Below are 21,807 nucleotides of genomic sequence, written 5' to 3'. Positions count from 1 at the left end.
GGAGCCTATTCGGCTTTCTTCTTGGTGCGCAGGGCCGCGAGTTCCTTGCGCAGCTGATCGATCTCCTCGCCCTGCACCTCGACCAACTCGCGCAGGGCGTCGAAATCTTCGCGCTTGACCAAGTCCATGTCGGCAACGATGCGCTTGGCCTGCGACTTGACGACGGTCTCGACCTCCCGGCGCACGCCGTCGGCAACTCCGGCAGCCTCGTTCATCAGCCGTCCGAGATCGTCGAAAATTCTGCTGTTCTGGGTCATGGGCGGGTTCCTAGTATAGAGTGTGCGGCAGGGCCGCGACGTTTAGCGACTATGTAGGCCCTCGCGCCCGACTTGACCAGAGCGGGCGAAGCGGCAATGGTCCGCGCAAACGCCATGGCCGGAGCCCCGCTTGCCCTTTCCCGACATCGCCCCGGAAGCCTTTTATATCGGTCCGTTCGCCGTGCGCTGGTATGCGTTGGCCTATCTCGCCGGCGTGCTGCTCGGCGCCCTCTACGGCATGTTGCTCTTGAAGCGCCGGGCGCTCTGGGCCGACAATGCGCCGCCGTTCAAGCCCGACGAGATCTGGGATTTCGCCTTCTGGGCTATCCTCGGCATCATCATTGGCGGGCGCATCGCCTATGTGTTGTTCTACAATCTGCCACAATACCTCGCCAATCCGCTCGAGATCTTCGCGCTCTGGGATGGCGGCATGGCCTTCCACGGCGGCATGCTGGGCCTGATGCTGGCGGTGATGCTGTTTACCCGCGCCAAGGGCGGGAATCTGCTCTCCTCCCTCGATCTCCTCGCCGCCGTCGGCACCATCGGCATCATGCTCGGCCGCTTGGCCAACTTCATCAACGCCGAGCTCTATGGCGCGCCGACCGACCTGCCCTGGGGCGTGGTATTCCCGACCGACCCGCTGGGCGTCCCGCGACACCCGAGCCAGCTCTACGAGGCCGCGCTCGAAGGCCTGCTGCTCTTTCTCGTCATCCGCTTTGCCACCCACGTCACCCACAGCCTGCGCCGGCCGGGGCTGACGGCAGGCATCTTTGGCATAGGCTATGCGCTCTCGCGCATCGCGGTAGAATTCGTGCGCCTGCCGGACGCGCAGATCGGCTATCTCTATGGCGGGTGGCTCACCATGGGCCAGGTGCTGAGCCTCCCCTTGCTGCTCGCCGGCCTCGCCCTTGCCCTCTTCGCCTTAAGGAAGAAGCGTGCCCTCTAACGACAACGACAGAAGCCTTGCCGAGTTGATCGACCTGCAGATCCGGACGCAGGGGCCGATGTCGATCGCCAACTATATGGGCCTCTGCCTCACCCATCCGGCCAAGGGCTACTATCGCAAGGCCGATCCCCTGGGCGCGGCCGGCGATTTCGTCACCGCTCCCGAGATCAGCCAGATGTTCGGTGAGCTCATCGGCTTCTTCTTCGTCAACCTCTGGCAGCAGATGGACGAGCCGAAGGCCTTCACCCTCCTCGAGCTCGGCCCTGGCCGTGGCACGCTGATGGCCGACATGCTGCGCGTCGCCTGCCGCGCCCCCGGCTTTCGCGATGCGCTGGATCTCCGGCTTTTCGAAACCAACCCGGATCTCATTGCCCAACAGAACGTCCGGCTCGAGCCCTACGAGCCCAAATGGATCGACAGCTTCGAAAAGGTCGGCGACGGCCCCCTACTGGTCGTAGCTAACGAATTCTTCGATGCACTGCCCATCCGCCAGTTCGTACGCGCCGGCGACGGTTGGCACGAGCGCATGGTCGGCCTTGTCGAGGGCAGGCTCGCTTTCGGCCTTTCACCGACGCCGATCCCCCCGAGTGCCATGCCCGAGGCGGTGCAGAACGCCGGCGAAGGCGAGATGCTGGAGGTCGGCATCGCCGGGGGAGAGGTGATGAACCGGCTTTCCGGGCTCGTCGCACGACTCGGCGGCGCCATCCTCGTCATCGACTACGGATATGCCCGCACGCAAACCGGCGAGACGTTGCAGGCGGTGCGCCGGCACCAATATGCCGACCCGCTGGCGGCGCCGGGGGAGGCCGACATATCCGCCCATGTCGACTTCGAGGCGCTGGGCACAGTTGCGCGCCGGGCGGGCCTTGCCGTTCAGCCGCTCGCAACGCAGGGCGATTTCCTCGAGCGCCTCGGTATCAGCGAGCGCGCCAGGGCGCTGAGTGCGGCCAATCCCGGCTCGACCGCCGACATCGCGGCCGCCGTCGAACGCCTGACCGGCAGCAGCGCCATGGGCGGGCTGTTCAAGGTGCTGTGCGCCGCCAGTCCCGGCCTCGGGCCGCAGGGGTTCGGCCTATGAGCGTGGCGTTCGAAAAGAGTCCGGCCCTCGCCGCCCTCCCCCGTCTCCGCCACGGCTTCTTCGGCCGTTCCGGCGGGGTGTCAAAGGGAAACTACGCCTCGCTCAACGTCTCGGAAGCCGTCGGCGACGACGCCGGCTGCATCGCCGAGAACCGCGCCCGCATCGCCGAGGCGCTGGGTTTCGCCCCTGGGCAACTGGCGATCCTGCGGCAGGTGCATTCGACCCGCGCCGTGACGCTGACGGCTCCGACCGAACCCGGCGCCCGGCCCGAGGCCGATGCCATGGTGACCAAGGTGCCGGGCGTAGCGCTCGCCATCGTGACGGCCGATTGTGCGCCGATCCTGCTGGTCGATCCGGAGGCCGGGGTGATCGGCGCCGCCCACGCCGGCTGGCGCGGAGCCATGGACGGTGTGCTCGCCAACACCGTGGCGGCCATGACGGCACTCGGCGCTGAACCGGGCCGCATCATCTGCGCCGTTGGACCGACCATCTCGGCGGCCAACTATGAGGTCGGTCCGCAGTTCATGGCCGATTTTCTCGAGCGTCATCCCGGCGGCGAACGCCACTTCCAAAGGGGTCCGGGCGGGCGCGAGCATTTCGACCTTTCAGGCTTCGTTGCCGTGCAGTTGCGCGAGGCTGGAGTTGGAACCGTGGAAATCGCCGGCGGCTGCACCTACGGGCGTCCGGACCGCTACTTCTCCCACCGCCATGCAACTCACCAGGCAACGAAGGCGGGGCGGCAGTTGTCGGTGATCGGGCTCGTCTGAAGCGAGGTTCGGCCGCACGAGGCAAGCGGACTATCCGGCGCGGTCGGTCGTCGGGCAACCGGCGAAAAACCTTCACATAACCGACATTTGGCCGATTGCCTAACGCAGCCGCTGCCGCTAAAGGTGCGCGCGGAACTGGGGTGCGGCCGACCAGTCGGCGCATGTTGAAAACAGGGACACGCCATGAAACTGGTCACCGGCAACTCCAACCGGGCCCTGGCCGAGGCGGTCGTTTCCTATCTCGAGTTGCCGCTGACGGACTGTACGGTCAAGCGCTTCGCCGACAAGGAAATCTTCGTCGAGATCCACGAGAACGTGCGCGGCGAGGATGTATTCATCCTGCAGTCGACCTCCTACCCCGCCAACGATAACCTCATGGAACTCCTCATCATCTGCGATGCACTGAGGCGCTCCTCCGCCCGACGCATCACGGCGGTGGTCCCCTATTTCGGCTATGCCCGGCAGGACAGGAAATCGGCCTCGCGCACGCCGATCTCGGCCAAGCTCGTCGCCAACCTCATCACCGAGGCCGGCGCCAACCGGGTGCTGACCCTCGACCTCCATGCCGACCAGATCCAGGGCTTCTTCGATATCCCGACCGACAATCTCTTTTCGGCGCCGGTCATGGTGCGTGACATCCGCGAGCGCTACGACATCGGCAACGTGATGATCGTCTCGCCCGACGTCGGCGGCGTCAAACGCGCGCGCAATGTCGCGAGCCGCATCGGAGCCAACCTTGCCATCGTCGATAAGCGCCGCCCGCGCGCTGGTGTCTCGGAAGTGATGAACATCATCGGTGACGTCGAAGGCCACACCTGCATCCTCATCGACGATATCGTCGATTCCGGCGGCACGCTGATCAACGCCGCCGAGGCGCTGCTGAAGGCCGGCGCCAAGGAGGTTTCGGCCTATATCACCCACGGCGTGCTCTCCGAACAGGCCGCCCCGCGCATTGCCGCCTCCAAGTTGAAGGAGCTGGTGGTCACCGACTCCATCGAAGAGACCGAGGAGATCAAGGCGGCCGCCAACATCCGCAAGCTCTCCATCGCTCCGCTGATCGGCGAAGCCGTCGCCCGCACCGCCAGCGAGCAGTCCGTCTCTAGCCTTCTGGACTGACGCGCCCACCAAGGGCCCCTCTTCCCCTTCCCCTCGTGAGATTTCTTCGCTGCCTACGGCGCTTGCTGTCGAAATCGGCGATTCTCGCGCGACATTGCTGTGGTGGGCTATGCTGCCCGCAAAGCTTGGAGAAGACGATGCGATACATGCTGATGCTCTATGCCGACGAGAAAGTCGGCACATCCATCCCCGCCGACCAGATGGCCAAGGCCATGGAGACGATGTACGCCTACCATGAGGCGCTCTCCAAGGCCGGCGCGTTCGTTGCGACCTCGGCGCTGGCCCCGACGTGGGATTCCAAGACATTGCATATGGAGGGCGGCGAGGTCCGCCAACGCGACGACGGCGCCTTCGTCAACGAAGGCGGCGAGCTCAAGGTCGAAGACGGCCCCTATGTCGAGACGCGCGAACAACTCGGCGGCTACTTCATCATCGAGGCGGCCAACATGGACGAGGCCCTGAAGTGGGCGGCACGCTGCCCGGCCGCGCAATGGGGGCCGATCGAGGTGCGGCCGCTGGTCAACACCGTCGACCATTTCGGCAAGGCCTGGTGCGCGACGGACGGTGACGTCCCGGTGTCGTGATTTTTTCAGGCGCAAAAGTCGAATTCGCCAGAGCCGCCCCGACATTGTAGCGTCGGGGCATGGTGCTCCGGCGAAACGATGAGGAAAAACCATGCGCTACATGATGCTGATCCACAATGACGATGAAGCCCTCGCCGCCGTACCCCAGCAGGAGCTCTATGCCGATTGGGGTGCTTTCAACGAGGCGCTGGCCAAGGCCACCGGCGCAACGCCGGGCATGCGCCTGAAGCCCGCGTCGGCCGCCACCACCGTTCGCATGCAGGACGGCAAGACCGATGTGCTCGACGGTCCCTACGCGGACACGCGCGAGCAGCTCGCCGGCTACTTCGTTATCGACGTGCCCAGTCTCGATGAAGCCATTGCCTGGGCGCAGCGCTGCCCGAGCTCCAAATATGGCGCCATCGAAATCCGCCCGATCGTCGAGCAGTAGGACTGAGGGAGGACAAAATGCAACCACGTATGGCCAACCCCATCACGGTGCTGCCCGAGGCATTCAAGGCGATGCTTGCAGTCAGCAAAGCCTCCTCAGCCGTTCCCGGCACCATCCTGCTGCTCGTCCATCTGCGAGCCAGCCAGATCAACGGCTGCAGCGTGTGTGTCGCGATGCATTCGCTGGAACTGAAGAGCGCCGGCGAGAGCGACAAGCGCATCTTTGCCGTCGGGGCGTGGCGCGAGGCGCCTTGGTTCAGCGAAGAGGAGCGCGCGGCCCTGGCGCTGACCGAAGCGGTGACGCGTATTGCCGACCGATCCGATCCGGTGCCCGACGACGTCTGGAACGAGGCGACGCGGCATTTCGACGAGCCGACGCTTGCAGCTCTCGTCATCCAGATCGGCATGATCAATCTGTGGAACCGCCTCAATGCGGCGACACGCCAGGTCGCCGGACAGTGGGCGGCATGATCGAAGCGATCCGCAAACCCATGCGGATCGCTCTCGATTCTTGTGATCTTAAAATGTCGAAATCGCACCCGCATTGCCGACATCGCAACGCCGGGCACGATGCTCCGGCCTGAAAACAGGAGACTTTCAATGCGATATCTGTTGCTGATCCATGCCGACGAAAGCGGGATAAAGGACGCCCCGGTCGAGCTGACGACCACCATGTCGGCCGACTATGCAGCCTTCACCGAGGCGATGGTGAAGGCCAATGTGCTGCTGGGCGGCGAGCGCCTGCGGCCGACCGCGAAGGCCGCGACCGTGAGCAGGCGGAACGGCAAGAAGGTCGTACTCGACGGACCCTACGCCGACGTCAAGGAACAGCTCGGCGGCTATTACATGATCGACGCGGAAAGCCTCGAGGATGCCGTCGAATGGGCGTCCCGCTGCCCGGCTGCCGAAAACGGCGCCATAGAGGTCCGCCCGATCTGGGAACTCGGAGCTGCCAGAGGATGACGGGCGGGGGCAACGAAGCGGCCCGAGCCGCCGAGCGCGTGGCGCGCGAAAGCTATGGCCGGCTCGTTGCCTTCCTTGCCGCCCGTACGCGCGACGTCGCGGGCGCCGAGGACGCGTTGGCGGAAGCGTTCGCCAGCGCCTTGAAGAGCTGGCCCGCCGATGGCGTGCCGGCCAACCCCGACGCCTGGCTGTTGACGGTTGCCCGTCGCCGCCAGGCCGACGCGGCCCGCAGGCGCCATACGCGGCTGGCGGGCGAGGAGCATCTCAAGATGATGGCCGACGAAATGGACGCGGCGGCGCAGAGCCCCGATGACATCCCCGATCGCCGCCTGGCGCTGATGTTCACCTGTGCCCATCCGGCGATCGAAAAGGGCATGCGCACTCCCTTGATCCTGCAGACGATCCTGGGCCTGACGGCGCAGGATATCGCGGCGGCCTTCCTCATCTCACCGGCAACCATGGGCCAGCGCCTGGTGCGCGCCAAGGGGCGGATCAAGGAGACCGGCATCCCCTTCGCCATCCCCGAAAAGGCGGATCTGCCCGAGCGTCTGGAAGCTGTGCTCGACGCGATCTATGCCGCCTACACCAAGGGCTGGGCCGAGATCGGCGAGACCGGCGCGCCGCGGCTGACCGAGGAGGCCATCTGGCTCGGCCGGCTGATCGTCTCGCTGCTGCCGGACGAACCCGAGGCCAAGGGCATGCTGGCGCTCATGCTCCACGCCGAGGCGCGGCGCGGCGCCCGCAGGGCCCCGGATGGCGCCTACGTGCCGCTCGAGGCGCAGGACACCAGCCTTTGGGACGAGACGCTCGTTGCCGCCGCCGAAGCGCTCCTGCACCAGGCCAATGAAGCGGGCCCGACGGGACGCTATCAGATCGAGGCGGCGATCCAGTCTGCCCATGTGGCGCGGCGAATGACCGGCGCCGACACCTGGCCGGCGATCCTGGCACTCTACGATCACCTCTACCGGATCACCGCCTCGCCCGTCGTCACCCTCAATCGCGCCGTGGCACTGGCCGAAGCCGAAGGCCCGGCAGCGGCCCTTGCCGCGATCGAACCGCTTGCCGCCGACAAACGCGTGGCCGACTATCAACCCTATTGGGCGGCAAGGGGGCACCTGCTCGCCGAGGTCGGGAAGGGCGCGGAGGCCTATGAGGCCCTGACGGTCGCGCTCGGCCTCTCGGCCGATCCGGCCGTGCGCCGATACCTCCAGGGGCGGCTTGCGACGCTGCAGAACGGCTGAAACCGCCGCTTCACCCCGGCAAGATCGGTCAAGCAGCGGCGCAAAACACCGCTATGGTTGACCGCCAGGCCGAACGGAGGGGTGACATGAGCGCTGTGGCCAAAGCCGTCTGGTTCATCGAGGGCCAGTTCAACCGGTCCCCGAGCCTCGACGACATCGCCCGCGCATCGGGCACCAGCCGTTTCAACCTGAGCCGGGCCTTCACCTGGACCACCGGCACCTCGGTGATGGCCTATGTGCGCGGACGCCGGTTGACGGAGGCATATAAGGCCCTCTGCAACGGTGCACCGAGCATTCTCGGTGTGGCGCTGGAAGCCGGATACGGCTCCCACGAGGGCTTCACGCGCGCCTTCCGCGACCAGTTCGGCATCACGCCCGACGAAGCGCGCAAGGGATGCCCGATCGACGAGCGCCTGCTGGTGAAACCGATCAAGATGGAGGACATGACGATGACGCAATTGAAAGAACCGCAAACCAGGCACAGGGACGCGATGATCCTGGTTGGTCTCGGAGCTCGCTTCCGTATGGATACGGCCGAAAACATCCCGGCGCTCTGGCAGAAATTCCAGCAATACGAAGGCTCTGTGGATGAGGTGCCGGGATATTGGTACGGCGTCTGCGGGGACTGGGGCGAGACCGGCGAGGACTTCTTCTATATGGCCGGCGTCGAAGTGCTCAGCGAGCCTGCCGACCTACCCCCGGAACTGACGACGTACAAAATTCCGGCGCAGTCCTATCTGGTGTTCCGCCACGACGAGCACATATCGCAACTGCGCCAGACGATGGCGGCGATCTTCGAGCGGTATCTCCCCGAAAACGGCTACGATCCGTCCGCGATGAAAACCTATTTCGAGTTCTACGAAGAAAAATTCGATCCCCGGACCGGCCTCGGCGGCATCGAATTGTGGATGCCGGCAACGAAGAAGGAATAGGAGGCCGACGTGCTCAGCGAACCCACAATCATCGAACGCGATGACCAGCCCTATCTCGCCATCCGCCGGATCGTCAAAATACCGTTCGGCATGGTTGCCTCGAAAACGCTGGCGGACCTCCAGCGCCGCATGAAGAAGCGCGGCATCGCGGGAATCGATGCCCCGTTCTTCCGCTACAACATCATCGACATGCCCGCCGCACTCGAGATCGACTTCGGTTGGCCGACCGAACGCCAGGAGGAGAGCGACGACCTGCTGGTGAGCGGCGTCCTGCCCGCGGGCCGCTATGCTGCATTGACGCATACCGGCCCCTACAAGGATCTGATTGCAGCCAATGGCGCTCTGCTCGACTGGATCAAGGCTCAGGGGCTGACGCTCGACCAGCATGCCTCGCCGGCCGGCGACGTCTTCGGTTGTCGGCTGGAGTTCTATCCGACCGATCCGAAGGTCGAAAAGGACAAGAGCAAGTGGGTGACCGAACTGGCATTCAGGCTGGCGGATTAAGGGAAGCAATTCTGTATCATCGGGCGGGGGCGTCATTCGCGACGAACCTGCCTCGTTCACACACCTTGCGGCTGCGGCGGTATCTCAGGATGGGCCCCGACTTTCGTCGGGGTGACACCGAGTTTGTGGTCGTTGCGGTGCCGACCACCGACGCCGAAGGTGCGCACGCCACATGCGGCTTCGGCTCCTGAACCACCTCTTCAACACCCGCGATGTCACCCCGACGAAAGTCGGGGGGCCCATCCTGAGATACATCGCTTTCCGCAAGGTGTATGTGACGGGCACGAAACGCGTCCAAACCGCGCTTCCCGCCCGCTGGAGCGTTCAGGGCCCCTTTCTTCCTCAAGGGGGTGAAGGATCGGCGCCAATTGCGACGGCCCTGAACTCCCCGCCCCTTGCCCCCTGCCCCGCTTTCCTCTATATCCGCGCGCCATGAAGCGCTCGTCACCCCTGGAGGACGGGCGCGTATGTTGTTTGGAAAACGACATACACCAACCCATGAATGGAACATTCCATGGCTGCGACCAGAGAGCTCAAGGCTCAGGCGCGGGACCGGGTGGGCAAGGGGGCCGCTCGTGAACTGCGCCGTCAGGGTTTCGTCCCTGCCGTCATCTATGGGGGCAAGCAGCCCCCGGTGACCATCTCCATCCCCTTCAAGGAAGCGCAAAAGGCCATCTATGCCGGCGGCTTCCTCTCCCACGTCCTCACTCTCGACGTCGACGGAGACAAGCACCAGGTGATCCCGCGCGACTATCAGCTCGACGTGGTCAAGGATTTCGCCATGCACGTCGATTTCCTGCGCATTACCAAGGGCACCACCCTCGCCGTCGAAGTGCACGTTACCTTCGTCAACGAGGAAAAGAGCCCGGGCCTCAAGCGCGGCGGCACGCTCAACGTCGTGCGCCACACCATTGAGGTCAATGCGCCGGCCGACAGCATTCCCGAAGAGATCGTCATCGACCTCGCCGGCACCGATATCGGCGATTCGATCCACATCTCGGCCGTGACGCTGCCTGCGGGCGTGACATCGACCATCGCCGACCGCGACTTCACCATCGCCACGATCGTCGCCCCGTCCGGCCTCAGGGCCGCCGAGGCGGAAACCGGTGAGGAACCCGCCGCTGAGGACGAAGGCGAGAGCGAATAATTCTGCTCGCGACCTGTTCGTGATAGACTTGTCGAGGCGGCCCAAGGGTCGCCTCGTTCGTTTCGGATGAAGCATCAAGACAAGCGCCATGCAGCTTTTCGTCGGGCTCGGCAATCCGGGCAGCCAGTACCAGAACCACCGCCACAATGTCGGCTTCATGGCCGCCGACGCCATTGCGCGCGAGCACGGTTTCGGTCCGTGGCGGCAAAAGTTCGGCGGACTTCTCGCAGAAGGCACTATCGGCGGGGAGAAGGTGCTGATCCTCAAGCCACAGACCTTCATGAACCGCTCGGGCGACGCGGTCCAGCTGGCCTGCCAGTTCTACAAGATCGACCCCGAGGACGTGACCGTCTTCTACGACGAACTCGACCTTGCCCAGGGTAAGGTGCGCATCAAGCGCGGCGGCGGCAATGGCGGGCACAACGGGCTGCGCTCGATCGATCCGCAGATCGGCACCAATTACAAGCGTGTACGCATCGGCATCGGCCATCCCGGTGTCAAGGAGCTGGTCACCCACCACGTGCTCGGCGACTTCGCTAAGGCCGACCGAGAGTGGCTGGAGCCCTTGCTCGAGACGCTCGCCCGCAACGCCAACCTGGTCGTCAAGGGCGACGACAGCGGACTGATGAACAAGCTAGCCTTGGCTCTCGGCGGCGACAACGGCGACAAACCGGAACGCCCGGCGCCCAAGGCACAGAGCCACATCCGCCAGGCGCGGCCGGCAAAGCCGCAGGCCAAGGTGCCCGAGGCGGGACCGATGGCCTCGATGCTGCAAAAGCTCTTCAAAGGTAAGTAAGCGCCGCTTTTCCGGTTCTGCGCGGCTCAACCGGCCTTGCGGGCGACCATGAACACCGCTTTGCCCCTGCCGGGCTGCCAGTTGTGCTCGATTGAGAACCCGGCGCCGGTCATCGCCCTCTCGAGTTCGCTCCGCGTCATCACGTTGAGCGTTGGCAGAAGCCCCAGAGCCTTGCCGAGGGGGCCGATGTATTTGAAAACCTTCATCGTGTCGCCGAGGCAGGCCGTGCTGGTGACGAATACTCCACTCGGCTTCAGCAGGCTGTAAACCTTAGCGATCACCTCGTCCCGGTTCTCGAGCAGATGCAGGACGCTGAGCCCGAGCACGACGTCGAAATTCGGCTCGTCGGCGGTCAGGGTGCTGATCTCCGCCTGCTCGAACGTCACATTGTCCACCCCTTGCGCTTTCGCCTTGGACTGCGCGATCCCGATCATCCGCTCCGAGAAATCGATCGCCCTTATGTGCTTGACATAGGGCGCGTGCAGCAACGCGGTCGAGCCCGTCCCGCAGCCGAACTCGAGAACCTCCATGTCGGGCGCCAAGAAGGTCCGCGTCACCTCCAGCTTCGTCCGATACGCGGCTTCATCGGCAATCGGCTGCCGGGCGTATTTATCGGCGAGCCGATCCCAGAACCGGCTGGCCCCGCTCGGTGTTTGCGTCTGTTCCATGCTCATTGCCGTCCCCTCATAAACCTGTCACGACTATACATATGCATGGAACAGTGGGAAATTGCCGAAATCCGCACGACCTATATACATTGATGCATGAATAACCGTGTCTCCCTGGACTGGAACTGGATCCGCGCCTTCCTTGCCACAGTCGATCGGGGCTCCCTGTCGGCTGCGGCGCGCGAACTCGGCCTGACCCAGCCGACGCTCAGCCGTCAGATCGCGGCGCTCGAACGCGATCTGGGCCTGACGCTGTTCGAGCGCGTGGGCAAGTCGCTCGTTCTCACCCACACTGGTCGCGAGCTACTCGACGAGGTCCACGCAATGGGCGTTGCGGCGGACCGTCTGGCAATCATCGCCTCGGGCCAGTCCCAGTCCCTGGAAGGCGTTGTGCGCATCAGCGCCAGCGACGCATTTGCCGCCTATCTGCTGCCCGATATCCTTGAAAAGCTCCATGCCGCTTCACCCGGTATCAAAATCGAGGTCATTTCCTCCAACTCCATCAGCGATCTCATGCGGCGCGAGGCCGATATCGCCATCCGCCATGTGCAGCCCGAACCGGTAGGGCTGATTTCGAGGCTCTGCCACCACGACATCGCCGATCTCTATGCCGCGTCGGACTACCTCGATCGGCTCGGTCGCCCGCGCTCCGCGCGCGATCTCGCCCATGCCCGCTTCATCGGCTTTTCCGGCCCCAACGATCTGATCGAGCGATTGAACCAGCGGGGAGTGCCGGTAACTGAAGACAACTTCATCTGGAAGACCAACAGCGCCGTCGCCGCCTGGGAGATGGCGAAGAAAGGTCTCGGCATCTGCATCATATTCGAACGGCTGGCCAACCGCACGCCGGGCATGGAGCGGGTCCTTGCGGACTTCGAGCCCATCCCGGTATCGACCTGGCTCGTCACCCATCGCGAGCTCCATACCAGCCGACGCATCCGCCTGGTCTTCGACCTTCTGGCCGAAGAACTTTCCTGACACCCAGAACATCCGGATTGTGGCTCCGCCGCATTGACTTTGCCGGCCATCCGCACGATTTGGGGGCAACGCAAAATCCGGAGTTCCCCATGGGATTCAAAATGGGCATCGTCGGCCTGCCCAATGTCGGCAAGTCGACGCTCTTCAACGCCTTGACCCGCACCGCCGCCGCCCAGGCGGCGAACTTTCCTTTCTGCACCATCGAGCCCAATGTCGGCGAGGTGGCCGTGCCCGACGCGCGGATCGAAAGGCTCGCCGAGATCGGCAAGTCCGCCAATATCATCCCCGCGCGCATGTCGTTCGTCGACATCGCCGGCCTCGTCAAAGGCGCGAGCAAGGGCGAAGGGCTGGGCAACCAGTTCCTCGCCAACATCCGCGAATGCGACGCCATAGCCTATGTCCTGCGCTGCTTTGAAGATTCCAACATCCTGCACGTGGCCAACACCGTCGATCCGCTTGCCGATGCCGAGGTGGTCGAGACCGAACTGATGCTGGCTGACCTCGAAAGCCTCGAGAAGCGTTTGCCTGGCGTCGAGAAGAAGGCCAAGCAAGGCGACAAGGAAGCCAAAGCCGCTCTCGAGCTCATCAACCGGGCGCTTGTCCTGCTGCGCGAAGGCAGGTCCGCCCGCCACGTCGAGCGTTCGCCCGAAGAGGAGAAGGCTTTCGAGGGCCTGCAGCTGCTGACCTCCAAGCCCGCGCTCTATGTCTGCAACGTCGACGAGGCCTCCGCCGCGACCGGCAATGCCTTGAGCCGCCAGGTCGAGGACTTTGCCCATGCCCGCAAGGCTGGCGTCGTCGTCATCTCGGCCGAGATCGAGAGCCAGCTCGCCCAGCTCCCAGACGACGAGCAGGCTGAATATCTCGACACGCTCGGATTGAAGGAGCCGGGCCTCAACCGCCTCATCCGCGAGGCCTATGATCTTCTGGGCCTCCAAACCTACTTCACAGTCGGGCCCAAGGAAACGCGCGCCTGGACCATCCACAAAGGCGACAGGGCTCCGCAGGCAGCCGGCGTCATCCACACCGACTTCGAGCGCGGCTTCATCCGCGCCCAGACCATCGCCTACGACGACTTCATCTCGCTCGGCGGAGAAGTCGCCGCCCGCGAGGCCGGCAAGGCCCGCGACGAGGGCAAGGAATACATCGTCAAGGACGGCGACGTGATGCTCTTCAAGTTCAATACCTGAGCCGGCTCATTCGGCCGGCTTAGCCAGCGCACCGAACGGGCGGCGCAGTAGGATTATTGCTCCGCTCGCTGCAAGTATGGCGATGCCGAGGCCGTAGGCGGCGCGGATACCAAACTCCTCTGCCACCCAGCCGATGGTGAGGGGTGAAAGGATGGAGGCGCAGAAAGCAAGCTGCGAGAGCGCCGCGACATTGACGGCCGCCGGCCGCTCGGTGAGGCGTGCTGCCGCCGAGAGCGCCATCGGCAAAAGCGCACTGGTCCCGAGGCCAACGAGCGCGAAGCCCAGAATGGCGACGAACTCGAAGGACGCAAAGATAATGAGCAGCAGGCCGAGAACGGCTGTGCCAGCCATGGCAAGCGATACGGTTTCGGCCGAGAAGCGATCGGCTACCCAATTATGTGTGAGGCGGCCGAAGGTCTGGCCGCTTGCCCAGACGGTGAGACCGAGACCAGCAACGAACGGGCTGGCACCGAGCGCATCGCGCATGAGGATGACCGACCAGTCGGAGGCCGCGTTGTCGATGAAGAGCGTGCCCCCGGCAGCCAGGAACAGGACGAGAATGGCCCGGCTCGGCCGTACGAAGCGCGCCGAACGCGCTGCTGCTTCGCTTTTGCGGGGCGGCATGGGTTTATGACCGGCAACGGACGCCCAGACGAGCACGCAGGCGAGCGGCAGCACTGCACTGAGGTGCCAGACGGGGGGAATTTCCATGCCGCGCGCCATCGCCCCCACACCGCCAGCGACAAGCACTGCAAGGCTCCAGAACCCGTGAGCCCGGACCACAACCCGCCGATCGAGCACGGCCTCCATCCGATCCGCTTCCACATTGCCGGTGATGCCGAGCATGCCCTGCCCCAGTCCTGCGATGAGCAGCGCAGTGAAAAGCAGCTGCGGAGAAGGTGCGACGGTGGCAAGCACCAGCGCCAGCCCCATGAGCGGTGTCACGACGGCAAAGCAGCGGGCAAAGCCGAGCTTGGCTGCCCAGCCCGCGCCGAGAGTGAAGGCAAGCATGGTGCCGACCGGGAAGCCGGCGAGGCTCTGCCCCAGGACGCCACTGCTGAGCCCCAGGTCCGCCTGGACGTCGGCAATACGTGGATACCAGCTTCCGATAGTCAGGCAGCCGGCAAAGCAGGCGAAATAGATGCGTAGTGGCGGCGAGACGTCCATGGCAAGGACCCGTTATGCGATCCTAGCAACGGCTTCGGCAGCAACGGGTTCCTCCCGTCTAAGGTATGTCGGCAGACTTGGCGACGCCCAGCTCGCGCTCGATATGACGCCATGCGGCATCCTCGAAGTCTTGCGGCCACGCGATGTCGAGGCGTTCAGCCAGTCGCCGGGCATGGGGAAGGAACGCGCGGGCGCAGGCGAGATGAGTCTCGATAATGCCTCACGCGTCGGCTGGGGCGCGGAAACGCTGGCGATGAGCGCAAGCTGCTCGGGCGAGTAGAGCTTGGTCCAGTTGAGCATGCCACCCTTGTCGGCGCGCTCGACCTCCTCACGTAAGAGGTCGGCAAGCATGCCGCGCAGCAGCCCGACGCCCGCCTGCCTGAGAAGGAACTCACCTCGTCCCACAGCGACAGGCAGCAGACCGAAGATGCGGATAAACTCCTTGATGAGCCCCTCGACCCTGGCCTTGCTCGGACCGGGCCAGGTCCGCGTCTCGGGTAGGTTCGCGTAGAGGCCCGGCCGGTCGAACAGCGGCTTCAGGCTGTCGCGCGAGCGCACCTGCAGCGCATGCCCGTCGACGACCATCAGATCGATGCGCTGCCAGTCCCTGGTCACGGCATTGGTGATCAGCGCCGGGCGAGGAAACTCATGCCAGGAGACGACCGGCGACATCGCCCCGAGCAGCGCCTTCCAATCGACTGAACCCCCCTCCTGATGCTCGGGTGGCACCACCGCAACCAAATCGATGTCGCTGAACCTGTCACCGGCACCACGGCCGAAACTGCCGCCGAGGAACAAGGCCTCGATGCGCGTATCCCGCTCCAGACGCTCCGAAATCGCCGCCTGCATGGCCGTCTGCCACATGGTTTTCCACGCTCTACCGTTTCCCACTGTCCGCATACATGCCATGTCCGCCAACGATACAACCCTGAAGATCGAGGTGCTAAACCCTATGTCAGCGTGTTGGCCACGACTGGCCGCAACAACAAGGGGGGTGAAACATAGAAGGAATTCGAGCATGAACACCCAGTACAAGGGGTTCGAGATTACCCTGACCGCTGACGACCGCTGGGTCGCCACCATCACCCGCACCGCCACCGGCAAGAGCTTCTCCAAGCAGCCCGAGACTCCGCTCGAGGAAGGCGCAGACGCCGCCCTTGCCCGTGCCAAAAACCTTGTGGATGCCTTCCTCGCCCTCAACGGGCGCTGACCTCAATCGGCCCTCCCCACCGCGAAACACTCCCAGCGACAGGCGCAATCCCATCTGGAGACGCTTGCCCTTTGCACCGCGCGGGTGCATCTTCCCGCTTGACGTATAGGGCAAGCAAATGACCAATCCTGTCACGAAAGATCTGCGCCATTTCGAGGATCTCGAAGTCGGCGAGGTCACCGACCTGGGCAAGGTGACGGTTACCAAGGACATGATCGTCTCGTTCGCGCGCGAGTTCGACCCCTTCCCTTTCCATCTCGACGAGAAGGCGGCAAAGGAATCGCTCCTTGGCGGGCTCGCCTCGAGCGGCTGGCAGACCGGGGCGTTGAGCCTCAGGATGCTGGTCGAGAGCTTTCTCGGCAACATCGCTTCGGCCGGGGGCTTGGGGTTCAAGAACCTCAAATGGAAGAACCCGGTAATGGTGGGCGACACCATCGGCGGCACGGTGACGATCGCCGAATTGCGCCGATCGCACCACCACCCGGAGTGGGGCATCATCACCCTCGATTTCGACGTCAAGAACCAGAAGGGCCAGCCGGTCATGACCATGCGGCTCTCGAACCTGGTGGAACTGCGCGATCCCGCGGCGCCCATTCTGGAGACCGCGCCATGACCCGCTGGTTCGAGGACATCGTCGTCAACGAGGCATTCGACCTCGGCGACTACACCTTCACCGAGGAAGAGATCGTCCGCTTCGGCCGACTCTACGACCCGCAATACTTCCATGTCGACAAGGACGCGGCCGGCCAGAGCCATTTCGGCGGGCTCGTCGCCTCGGGCTGGCATACGGTCTGCGTCGGGCACCGCAAGATGGTGGACGCGCTCTTTGCCGAGGAGGAAAGGCTGCGCGGGCTCGGCCGGGAGCCGGGTATCTCCGGGCCCTCCCCCGGGGTCAACGCCATGGAGTTCAAGGCCCCCGTGCGCCCGGGCGACACGGTGCGCTATACCCTGACCGTGACCGGCAAGCGTCCCTCCAACTCCATCCCCGGCTGGGGCCTGCTGTTCAACAAACTCGAGGCCGTCAACCAGCATGCCGAGATGGTCTACCACGCTGAGCTCGTCGGCTTTTCCAAGCTGCGCGACTACAGGATGCCCTTGCGGCTGCGGGCCCTGACGGCATTGGCGCGCATACCGATGATCGGCAAAGCGTTGCGACGCGGCACTTGAAAGCGGGCGCGGCCACGGTCAATCTTCCAGCCATGCACCGATTCGTCCTTGCCTCCGCCGCCCTCGTCCTTTTTGCCGCGCCCGCATTGGCGCAGGAATACTCAGGCAACTGGGCCTGCCGCGACGCCAGTGCAGAGAGGTCCGGCATCCTGACCCTTTATGGCGCGGTCTATGCGTTTGCCTCGCGCACCTTCGGCGACGTCGCCTCCGGTACCGGCACGATCGCCGGCTATACCGACGGGGTCGGCTTCAACGACGGACCGCTGCGCGCCGCGCGCGGCATCGAGGCAGGACGCCTGGTAGCGGGCCCCGATGGCGGCCCGGCCGTGCAGCTCGAAACATCCGACGCCATCGCTATGCTCTGCACGCCGCGCTGAGGAGCAGATCCGGCGCCTCAGATTTTTCTCGGTGGCTATGGGATGGTCACCTAAGCAACGTGCGAACGCAGCAGAGAGCGCCGGACCTTCCAGACCTCATTCCAGCCGCTTGCGGAATTTCATCTCGGCCCGATACGTCTTGTTGCGGCGAATACGGATTTTGCGACTTTCGGCTCGAGCCTTTGGGTCGTCTTTGCCGGTTTGGAATTCCAGTTCACGTTGCAGCTTGCCATAGGCCCTCCAGCGTGCCGCATCGAGAGCACCAGTGGCCAGTGCCGCAACAATTGCGCAGCCGGGTTCGGTATCATGCCCGCAGTCATGGAAGCGGCATTGCATGGCGAGCGCCTCGATATCGGCAAAGGCCGCGGACATGCCGTCGCCGGCTTCCCAAAGGCCAAGCTCGCGCATGCCGGGAGTATCGAGTATCAGCGCACCGCTGGGGAGTAGGACCAGTTCTCGGTGCGTGGTCGTGTGGCGGCCGCGCGCATCGTCCTCACGGATCGCCTGCGTTGCCATTTGCGCCCTGCCGGCCAAGGCGTTGACGAGCGTCGATTTGCCGACGCCCGAACTGCCAAGCAATACGGCCGTGCGTCCGGGTTTGAGGTAGGCGGACAAATCGTCAAGTCCCACCCCGGTTACTGCCGATACCGCAAGAACCGGCACGCCCATCGCCACTGCTTCAATCTCGAGGATGCGGGCGTCGGCGTCGATACACATGTCGGCCTTCGTCAAAACGATGACAGGCTTGGCCCCGCTCTCCCAGGCAGTGGCAAGATAGCGTTCGAGGCGGCGCGCATTGAGATCGGCGTTCATCGAGGCGGCGAGCAGCGCGACGTCGACATTGACGGCGACAACCTGACCGCGCGCAGCCCCCGGACCGCTGGCGCGGCGAATGAACGTGCTGCTGCGCGGCAGCACATGCTGGATAGTGGCGCTGCCTTCGGCAGGTCGCGCTTGCACCGCGACCCAGTCGCCGGTGACGGGATAGGCCCCATCTTCGGCACCGTGGGCAAGCTTGCCGGCTAGTGTGGCGGAAAGTTCGCCCACTTCCGTCGCGATGACATAGAGACCGCGCTGTTGGACGATAACCCGCGCCGGGATGAAACCCTCGGCGGCATGGGCGGCGAATTGGTGCTGCAGCGCATCGCTCCAGCCGAATTGTTCGAGCAAGATGGAATTCCTTAGGTCAGGGCCATGAAGGCGCCGACCGGAATTCCGTGTTTACGGATGCTACGCGGCGGCGCGGCGGAGGGCAGTTCTCACAATGTCAGTCATCGGAACGCCTCCTCTGGTGCGCGCGGCGAGGGACAAACCATAGCCACCACGCCGGGCGCGTGTCAACGCGATCGTGGCTCGGCTGAGAGGCCGAGAGCGTCCTTGTGAGCGCCGGTGCATTCGGCGACATCACCGAGGACGCGGGTTTTGCCGATATGGGTTGACCGGTCGACGAGCGATCGCTAGCTTCTGCGCCGTTTCCAAACATGAGGTCTCGCCGGAAATGATCTGATCGTCGCAGCGGATATCCGACACGCGCCCACGCCACCGCATCGGTGTGTCTGGCCGCACGGGGATTGACGTGCGATGATAGCGATCCGGATTTGCCGTGCCGCCTGAGCGGCCGGTCAGAGACCCTACCCTACTCGGCTTCCTCCCCCGGGCATCCCACCAAAACGAACCCGACACCACGCGCGGCGTCTGCCGACGCGCATGTTTTCACGCCGCCGCGGTCCGCAACAAGGGCGGCCGCTGGCGGAAAGGAAAGGTATTGCCCATGCCAAGAAATCCTTTTCAACGCCCCGTCCCGGTGACGCATAACCACAGCGTACCACGCCACGGCGCGCCGCTGCCGGTGCGCAAGCCCGAGGAAAGGAAGCTGACACAACTCAAGCAAGATGTTCCCGCCCTGCCTCCGCTCGAGGAGTTGCTTGCCAAGGCGAAGCAGCGGTGAGCTGATTTAGTCGATAGTCGCGCCCCTCCTCTCGCAGGAGGAGGGGCGTCGACCAAGTGAGGCGCAGCGCGCCGGCGCCAATCGAAGCACCATCGTCCCTCACGAGCTTTTTGTAGTCGCCAGACCCTTTCCCTCTAGAGCGGGATGCGAAGAAGTGGGGACCGGTTTTTCGCGAAAAAATCCCGTGACAGCAAAAGTTAGAGCGCGCGATTGATCCCATCAAATAGCATCGCGCTCCAATGCCGAGACGCATCGATTGCTCCACGGTCGTCGCGGAGCATCCTCTGTCATCCCTCCTACACAATTCTTGCCCCAATTCCGGTTTAACGGGTCGGTAACGATTGAGGAGAAGACAGACAAATGGGCCAGATCCGCGAAATCGTCTTCGATTGCCGTGTCCCCTCCAAGCTCGCCCAGTTCTGGGCAGGCATGCTAGACGGCTATGACGTGCGACCCTATGACGAGGAGGAGATCGCCCGCCTTGCCAGCCTCGGCTTTACTGTCGAGACCGACCCGACGGTAATGGTCGATGGACCAGGGGCGACGCTTTGCTTCCAGAACGTTGATGGGCGCCGCTACGACAACAACCGCGTACACCTCGATGTCTCTGTGGAGAACCGATCGGCAGAAGTCGAGCGGGTGAAGGAGCTGGGTGCCGAAATCGTGCGCGTGCTTCCGACCTATACGGTGATGAAGGATCCGGAAGGCAACCAGTTCTGCCTCGTCGATGCTCCGGCGGTCGAGGAGGAAGTGGTGGCGGCGGCCGAATAGCGGCTGCTGACACGCCCTGTCAGCAGGGTCCCTCTAGGTTCGTTCCAGTTCAGGAATGGAGACGAGCCATGACCATCACCGCCACCTGCCACTGCGGCGCCACCCGCATTGAGCTTCCTGACCTCCCTGCCGAGGTCAAGCAGTGCAACTGCACCTATTGCCATCGCACCGGTGCCGTCTGGGGCTACTACAAGCCCGAGGACGTCCGCGTCGTTTCAGCCAGCCACGATGCTGTCTACGCGCCCAACGTCGTCAACGAACATCACTTCTGTGCGCATTGCGGCGGCAACACGCACGGGGCCTCGCCCGACTGGGCGTCGATGTACAACAACGACGGCACCCTGAAGGAAGGAATGAGCGAAGGCATTCCAGCGCAGATCTTTGGGGTCAACCTGCGCATGATCGACGACCTCGACCTTGCGACCCTCGACATCGTCAAAATCGACGGGCGCAACAGTTGGTAACCGGTTCAAGCGCCCTATATCGGCGGTTTGCGGCTCAATGCCCCTCGAAGGTGATGAGAGAATTGACCGCCACCCCCTCAGCCTCGAGCTTTGCGGCCCCGCCGAGGTCCGGCAGGTCGATAACGAAGCCGGCATGCTCGAGCATGGCACCGGTACGGCGGATCAGGCCGACCGCGGCGATGGCCGTGCCGCCGGTGGCGATGAGGTCGTCGACGAGGAGCACGCGATGCTGCCGATCGAGGACGTCGTCGTGGATCTCGATGGTGTCGACGCCGTATTCGAGCGCGTAGTTCTGTCCGATGGTCTGGCCGGGAAGCTTGCCCTTCTTGCGCACCGGAACGAACCCGACGCCGAGCGCGATGGCGACTCCCGCCCCGAAGATGAATCCGCGCGCCTCGATGCCCGCCACATGGGTGATGCCAAGCCCGCGATGGGCATTGGCCAGCCGCTCCACGCTCTCGCGGAACCCCTCCGGATGCTCAATGAGCGTGGTGATGTCGCGAAAGAGGATCCCGGCCTTGGGATAGTCGGGAATCGTGCGCACGAGCGCTTTGAGATCGAGCTGGGCGAGATCGAGCGACATGGGAAACCTTGTGGACAGGAAAGTAGGCGTCAGCGCGCGCGGGGGCCGACTATGAGGCGGGCAAGCCGGCCTGCATTGTAGGCGGCAGTCTTGGTCGCCTCGATGGCGACCTCGCGGGTCTTGGGGTTGCTCACCGCTGCGCGAACCACCGGATTGTGGCTGATCGCCACCGCCGCGCTGGCAACGGTCAGGGCAAGGCGGACGACGGACATGGCCGACACTCCCCGGAGCTTTGATATCCAACGACTAGATTGCAGCCCCGTGCGCGCTTGACAAGAGGGTGGAGCAAACGTGAGTGCAAAGAAAAGGGGCCTGACGGCCTCTTTCGAATGTGCGGGACACTGCCGTTACGACAGCAGCAACCACTAGAGCGTTTTCAGCAAAAGTGGATACCACCTTTTGCGGTTCGAAAACGCGGCAATTCAAGAACTTAGAGCTCCCGTTCTGATTCAATCAGAACGGAAAGGCTCTAGGTTGTAGTGACAATTTAGCTATTTGAGCCACAGCATGATGCTTGCGAGCTTGAT

28 protein-coding genes are annotated in these 21,807 nt (G+C 64.1%); 21 read left to right on the top strand and 7 right to left on the bottom strand.

The window, feature by feature from the left end; genetic code table 11:
- Positions 1-5: 5 nt before the first annotated feature.
- Complete coding sequence (locus QQK18_RS16685; RefSeq protein ID WP_284341497.1) at positions 6-257, bottom strand: accessory factor UbiK family protein; 252 nt, start codon at positions 255-257, stop codon at positions 6-8.
- A gap of 130 nt (positions 258-387) precedes the next feature.
- Here QQK18_RS16685 and lgt point away from each other — a divergent pair, with 130 nt between their 5' ends.
- The 13 genes from lgt (at position 388) to pth (ending at position 10,760) form a co-directional block, all read left to right on the top strand.
- A complete protein-coding gene (gene lgt, locus QQK18_RS16680) occupies positions 388-1,203 on the top strand; it encodes a prolipoprotein diacylglyceryl transferase (protein WP_284341496.1) in 816 nt (271 codons plus the stop codon).
- Positions 1,193-2,281 carry a class I SAM-dependent methyltransferase gene (locus QQK18_RS16675; protein WP_284341495.1) on the top strand — a complete coding sequence of 363 codons (1,089 nt, stop codon included), beginning with the start codon at positions 1,193-1,195 and terminating at the stop codon, positions 2,279-2,281. Before lgt ends, QQK18_RS16675 begins: the two co-directional genes overlap by 11 nt.
- A complete protein-coding gene (gene pgeF, locus QQK18_RS16670) occupies positions 2,278-3,048 on the top strand; it encodes a peptidoglycan editing factor PgeF (RefSeq protein ID WP_284341494.1) in 771 nt (256 codons plus the stop codon). Before QQK18_RS16675 ends, pgeF begins: the two co-directional genes overlap by 4 nt.
- 183 nt (positions 3,049-3,231) lie before the next feature.
- A complete protein-coding gene (locus tag QQK18_RS16665; protein ID WP_284341493.1) occupies positions 3,232-4,164 on the top strand; it encodes a ribose-phosphate pyrophosphokinase in 933 nt (310 codons plus the stop codon).
- A 137-nt stretch (positions 4,165-4,301) separates the two neighbouring features.
- Complete coding sequence (locus tag QQK18_RS16660; RefSeq protein WP_284341492.1) at positions 4,302-4,748, top strand: YciI family protein; 447 nt, start codon at positions 4,302-4,304, stop codon at positions 4,746-4,748.
- Positions 4,749-4,839: 91 nt separating this feature from the next.
- The gene (locus QQK18_RS16655; RefSeq protein WP_284341491.1) at positions 4,840-5,178 is read left to right on the top strand and encodes a YciI family protein; all 339 of its coding nucleotides are present in this window, start codon (positions 4,840-4,842) and stop codon (positions 5,176-5,178) included.
- A gap of 17 nt (positions 5,179-5,195) precedes the next feature.
- On the top strand, positions 5,196-5,648 hold the full coding sequence (locus QQK18_RS16650) for a carboxymuconolactone decarboxylase family protein (protein ID WP_284341490.1): 453 nt from the start codon (positions 5,196-5,198) through the stop codon (positions 5,646-5,648).
- 129 nt (positions 5,649-5,777) lie between these two features.
- Positions 5,778-6,140 carry a YciI family protein gene (locus QQK18_RS16645; RefSeq protein ID WP_284341489.1) on the top strand — a complete coding sequence of 121 codons (363 nt, stop codon included), beginning with the start codon at positions 5,778-5,780 and terminating at the stop codon, positions 6,138-6,140.
- The gene (locus tag QQK18_RS16640) at positions 6,137-7,381 is read left to right on the top strand and encodes an RNA polymerase sigma factor (protein WP_284341488.1); all 1,245 of its coding nucleotides are present in this window, start codon (positions 6,137-6,139) and stop codon (positions 7,379-7,381) included. Before QQK18_RS16645 ends, QQK18_RS16640 begins: the two co-directional genes overlap by 4 nt.
- Positions 7,382-7,467: 86 nt before the next feature.
- Positions 7,468-8,313 carry an AraC family transcriptional regulator gene (locus QQK18_RS16635; RefSeq protein ID WP_284341487.1) on the top strand — a complete coding sequence of 282 codons (846 nt, stop codon included), beginning with the start codon at positions 7,468-7,470 and terminating at the stop codon, positions 8,311-8,313.
- A 9-nt stretch (positions 8,314-8,322) separates the two neighbouring features.
- On the top strand, positions 8,323-8,817 hold the full coding sequence (locus QQK18_RS16630) for a GyrI-like domain-containing protein (protein ID WP_284341486.1): 495 nt from the start codon (positions 8,323-8,325) through the stop codon (positions 8,815-8,817).
- Positions 8,818-9,331: 514 nt separating this feature from the next.
- Positions 9,332-9,964, top strand: a complete 633-nt coding sequence (locus QQK18_RS16625) for a 50S ribosomal protein L25/general stress protein Ctc (protein ID WP_284341485.1) — start codon at positions 9,332-9,334, stop codon at positions 9,962-9,964.
- 88 nt (positions 9,965-10,052) lie between these two features.
- Positions 10,053-10,760: an aminoacyl-tRNA hydrolase gene (gene pth / locus QQK18_RS16620; protein WP_284341484.1), complete on the top strand. Its 708-nt coding sequence runs from the start codon at positions 10,053-10,055 to the stop codon at positions 10,758-10,760.
- 26 nt (positions 10,761-10,786) lie between these two features.
- Here the strand turns inward: pth and QQK18_RS16615 are convergent, their stop codons facing one another.
- Positions 10,787-11,434 (bottom strand): class I SAM-dependent methyltransferase, encoded by a 648-nt coding sequence (locus QQK18_RS16615; protein WP_284341483.1) that lies wholly within the window; start codon positions 11,432-11,434, stop codon positions 10,787-10,789.
- A gap of 90 nt (positions 11,435-11,524) precedes the next feature.
- Between QQK18_RS16615 and QQK18_RS16610 the strand changes: the two genes are divergently transcribed.
- Both QQK18_RS16610 and ychF read left to right on the top strand, forming a co-directional pair.
- Positions 11,525-12,406: a LysR family transcriptional regulator gene (locus tag QQK18_RS16610; RefSeq protein WP_284341482.1), complete on the top strand. Its 882-nt coding sequence runs from the start codon at positions 11,525-11,527 to the stop codon at positions 12,404-12,406.
- Positions 12,407-12,495: 89 nt separating this feature from the next.
- Positions 12,496-13,593 carry a redox-regulated ATPase YchF gene (gene ychF, locus QQK18_RS16605; protein ID WP_284341481.1) on the top strand — a complete coding sequence of 366 codons (1,098 nt, stop codon included), beginning with the start codon at positions 12,496-12,498 and terminating at the stop codon, positions 13,591-13,593.
- A 6-nt stretch (positions 13,594-13,599) separates the two neighbouring features.
- Here ychF and QQK18_RS16600 read toward each other — a convergent pair whose 3' ends face one another.
- The gene (locus QQK18_RS16600; RefSeq protein ID WP_284341480.1) at positions 13,600-14,760 is read right to left on the bottom strand and encodes an MFS transporter; all 1,161 of its coding nucleotides are present in this window, start codon (positions 14,758-14,760) and stop codon (positions 13,600-13,602) included.
- A gap of 12 nt (positions 14,761-14,772) precedes the next feature.
- Positions 14,773-15,609: a nucleotidyltransferase domain-containing protein gene (locus QQK18_RS16595; protein WP_284341479.1), complete on the bottom strand. Its 837-nt coding sequence runs from the start codon at positions 15,607-15,609 to the stop codon at positions 14,773-14,775.
- Between the two features lie 169 nt (positions 15,610-15,778).
- Here QQK18_RS16595 and QQK18_RS16590 point away from each other — a divergent pair, with 169 nt between their 5' ends.
- From QQK18_RS16590 to QQK18_RS16575, 4 genes are all read left to right on the top strand, one after another.
- Positions 15,779-15,970, top strand: a complete 192-nt coding sequence (locus tag QQK18_RS16590; RefSeq protein WP_284341478.1) for a hypothetical protein — start codon at positions 15,779-15,781, stop codon at positions 15,968-15,970.
- A 118-nt stretch (positions 15,971-16,088) separates the two neighbouring features.
- A complete protein-coding gene (locus tag QQK18_RS16585) occupies positions 16,089-16,583 on the top strand; it encodes a MaoC family dehydratase (protein WP_284341477.1) in 495 nt (164 codons plus the stop codon).
- Positions 16,580-17,137, top strand: coding sequence for a MaoC/PaaZ C-terminal domain-containing protein (locus tag QQK18_RS16580; RefSeq protein WP_284341476.1), 558 nt, complete (start codon positions 16,580-16,582; stop codon positions 17,135-17,137). The genes QQK18_RS16585 and QQK18_RS16580 overlap by 4 nt, the downstream gene beginning before the upstream one ends.
- 32 nt (positions 17,138-17,169) lie before the next feature.
- Positions 17,170-17,514 carry a hypothetical protein gene (locus QQK18_RS16575; RefSeq protein WP_284341475.1) on the top strand — a complete coding sequence of 115 codons (345 nt, stop codon included), beginning with the start codon at positions 17,170-17,172 and terminating at the stop codon, positions 17,512-17,514.
- Positions 17,515-17,610: 96 nt separating this feature from the next.
- Here QQK18_RS16575 and rsgA read toward each other — a convergent pair whose 3' ends face one another.
- Entirely contained in the window at positions 17,611-18,684 is a 1,074-nt protein-coding gene (gene rsgA / locus QQK18_RS16570; protein WP_284341474.1) for a ribosome small subunit-dependent GTPase A, read from the bottom strand.
- A gap of 1,138 nt (positions 18,685-19,822) precedes the next feature.
- Here rsgA and QQK18_RS16565 point away from each other — a divergent pair.
- Both QQK18_RS16565 and QQK18_RS16560 read left to right on the top strand, forming a co-directional pair.
- A complete protein-coding gene (locus QQK18_RS16565) occupies positions 19,823-20,233 on the top strand; it encodes a VOC family protein (protein ID WP_284341473.1) in 411 nt (136 codons plus the stop codon).
- Between the two features lie 68 nt (positions 20,234-20,301).
- Positions 20,302-20,697, top strand: coding sequence for a GFA family protein (locus tag QQK18_RS16560; protein WP_284341472.1), 396 nt, complete (start codon positions 20,302-20,304; stop codon positions 20,695-20,697).
- A gap of 34 nt (positions 20,698-20,731) precedes the next feature.
- Here QQK18_RS16560 and QQK18_RS16555 read toward each other — a convergent pair whose 3' ends face one another.
- Both QQK18_RS16555 and QQK18_RS16550 read right to left on the bottom strand, forming a co-directional pair.
- Positions 20,732-21,280 (bottom strand): adenine phosphoribosyltransferase, encoded by a 549-nt coding sequence (locus QQK18_RS16555; protein ID WP_284341471.1) that lies wholly within the window; start codon positions 21,278-21,280, stop codon positions 20,732-20,734.
- A gap of 29 nt (positions 21,281-21,309) precedes the next feature.
- Positions 21,310-21,492, bottom strand: coding sequence for a hypothetical protein (locus tag QQK18_RS16550; RefSeq protein ID WP_284341470.1), 183 nt, complete (start codon positions 21,490-21,492; stop codon positions 21,310-21,312).
- Between the last annotated feature and the right edge of the window lie 315 nt (positions 21,493-21,807).

Origin of the sequence: Devosia nitrariae (assembly GCF_030160115.1) — a bacterium.
Lineage (GTDB): Bacteria > Pseudomonadota > Alphaproteobacteria > Rhizobiales > Devosiaceae > Devosia > Devosia nitrariae.
This window is presented reverse-complemented; position numbering and strand designations above follow the sequence as displayed.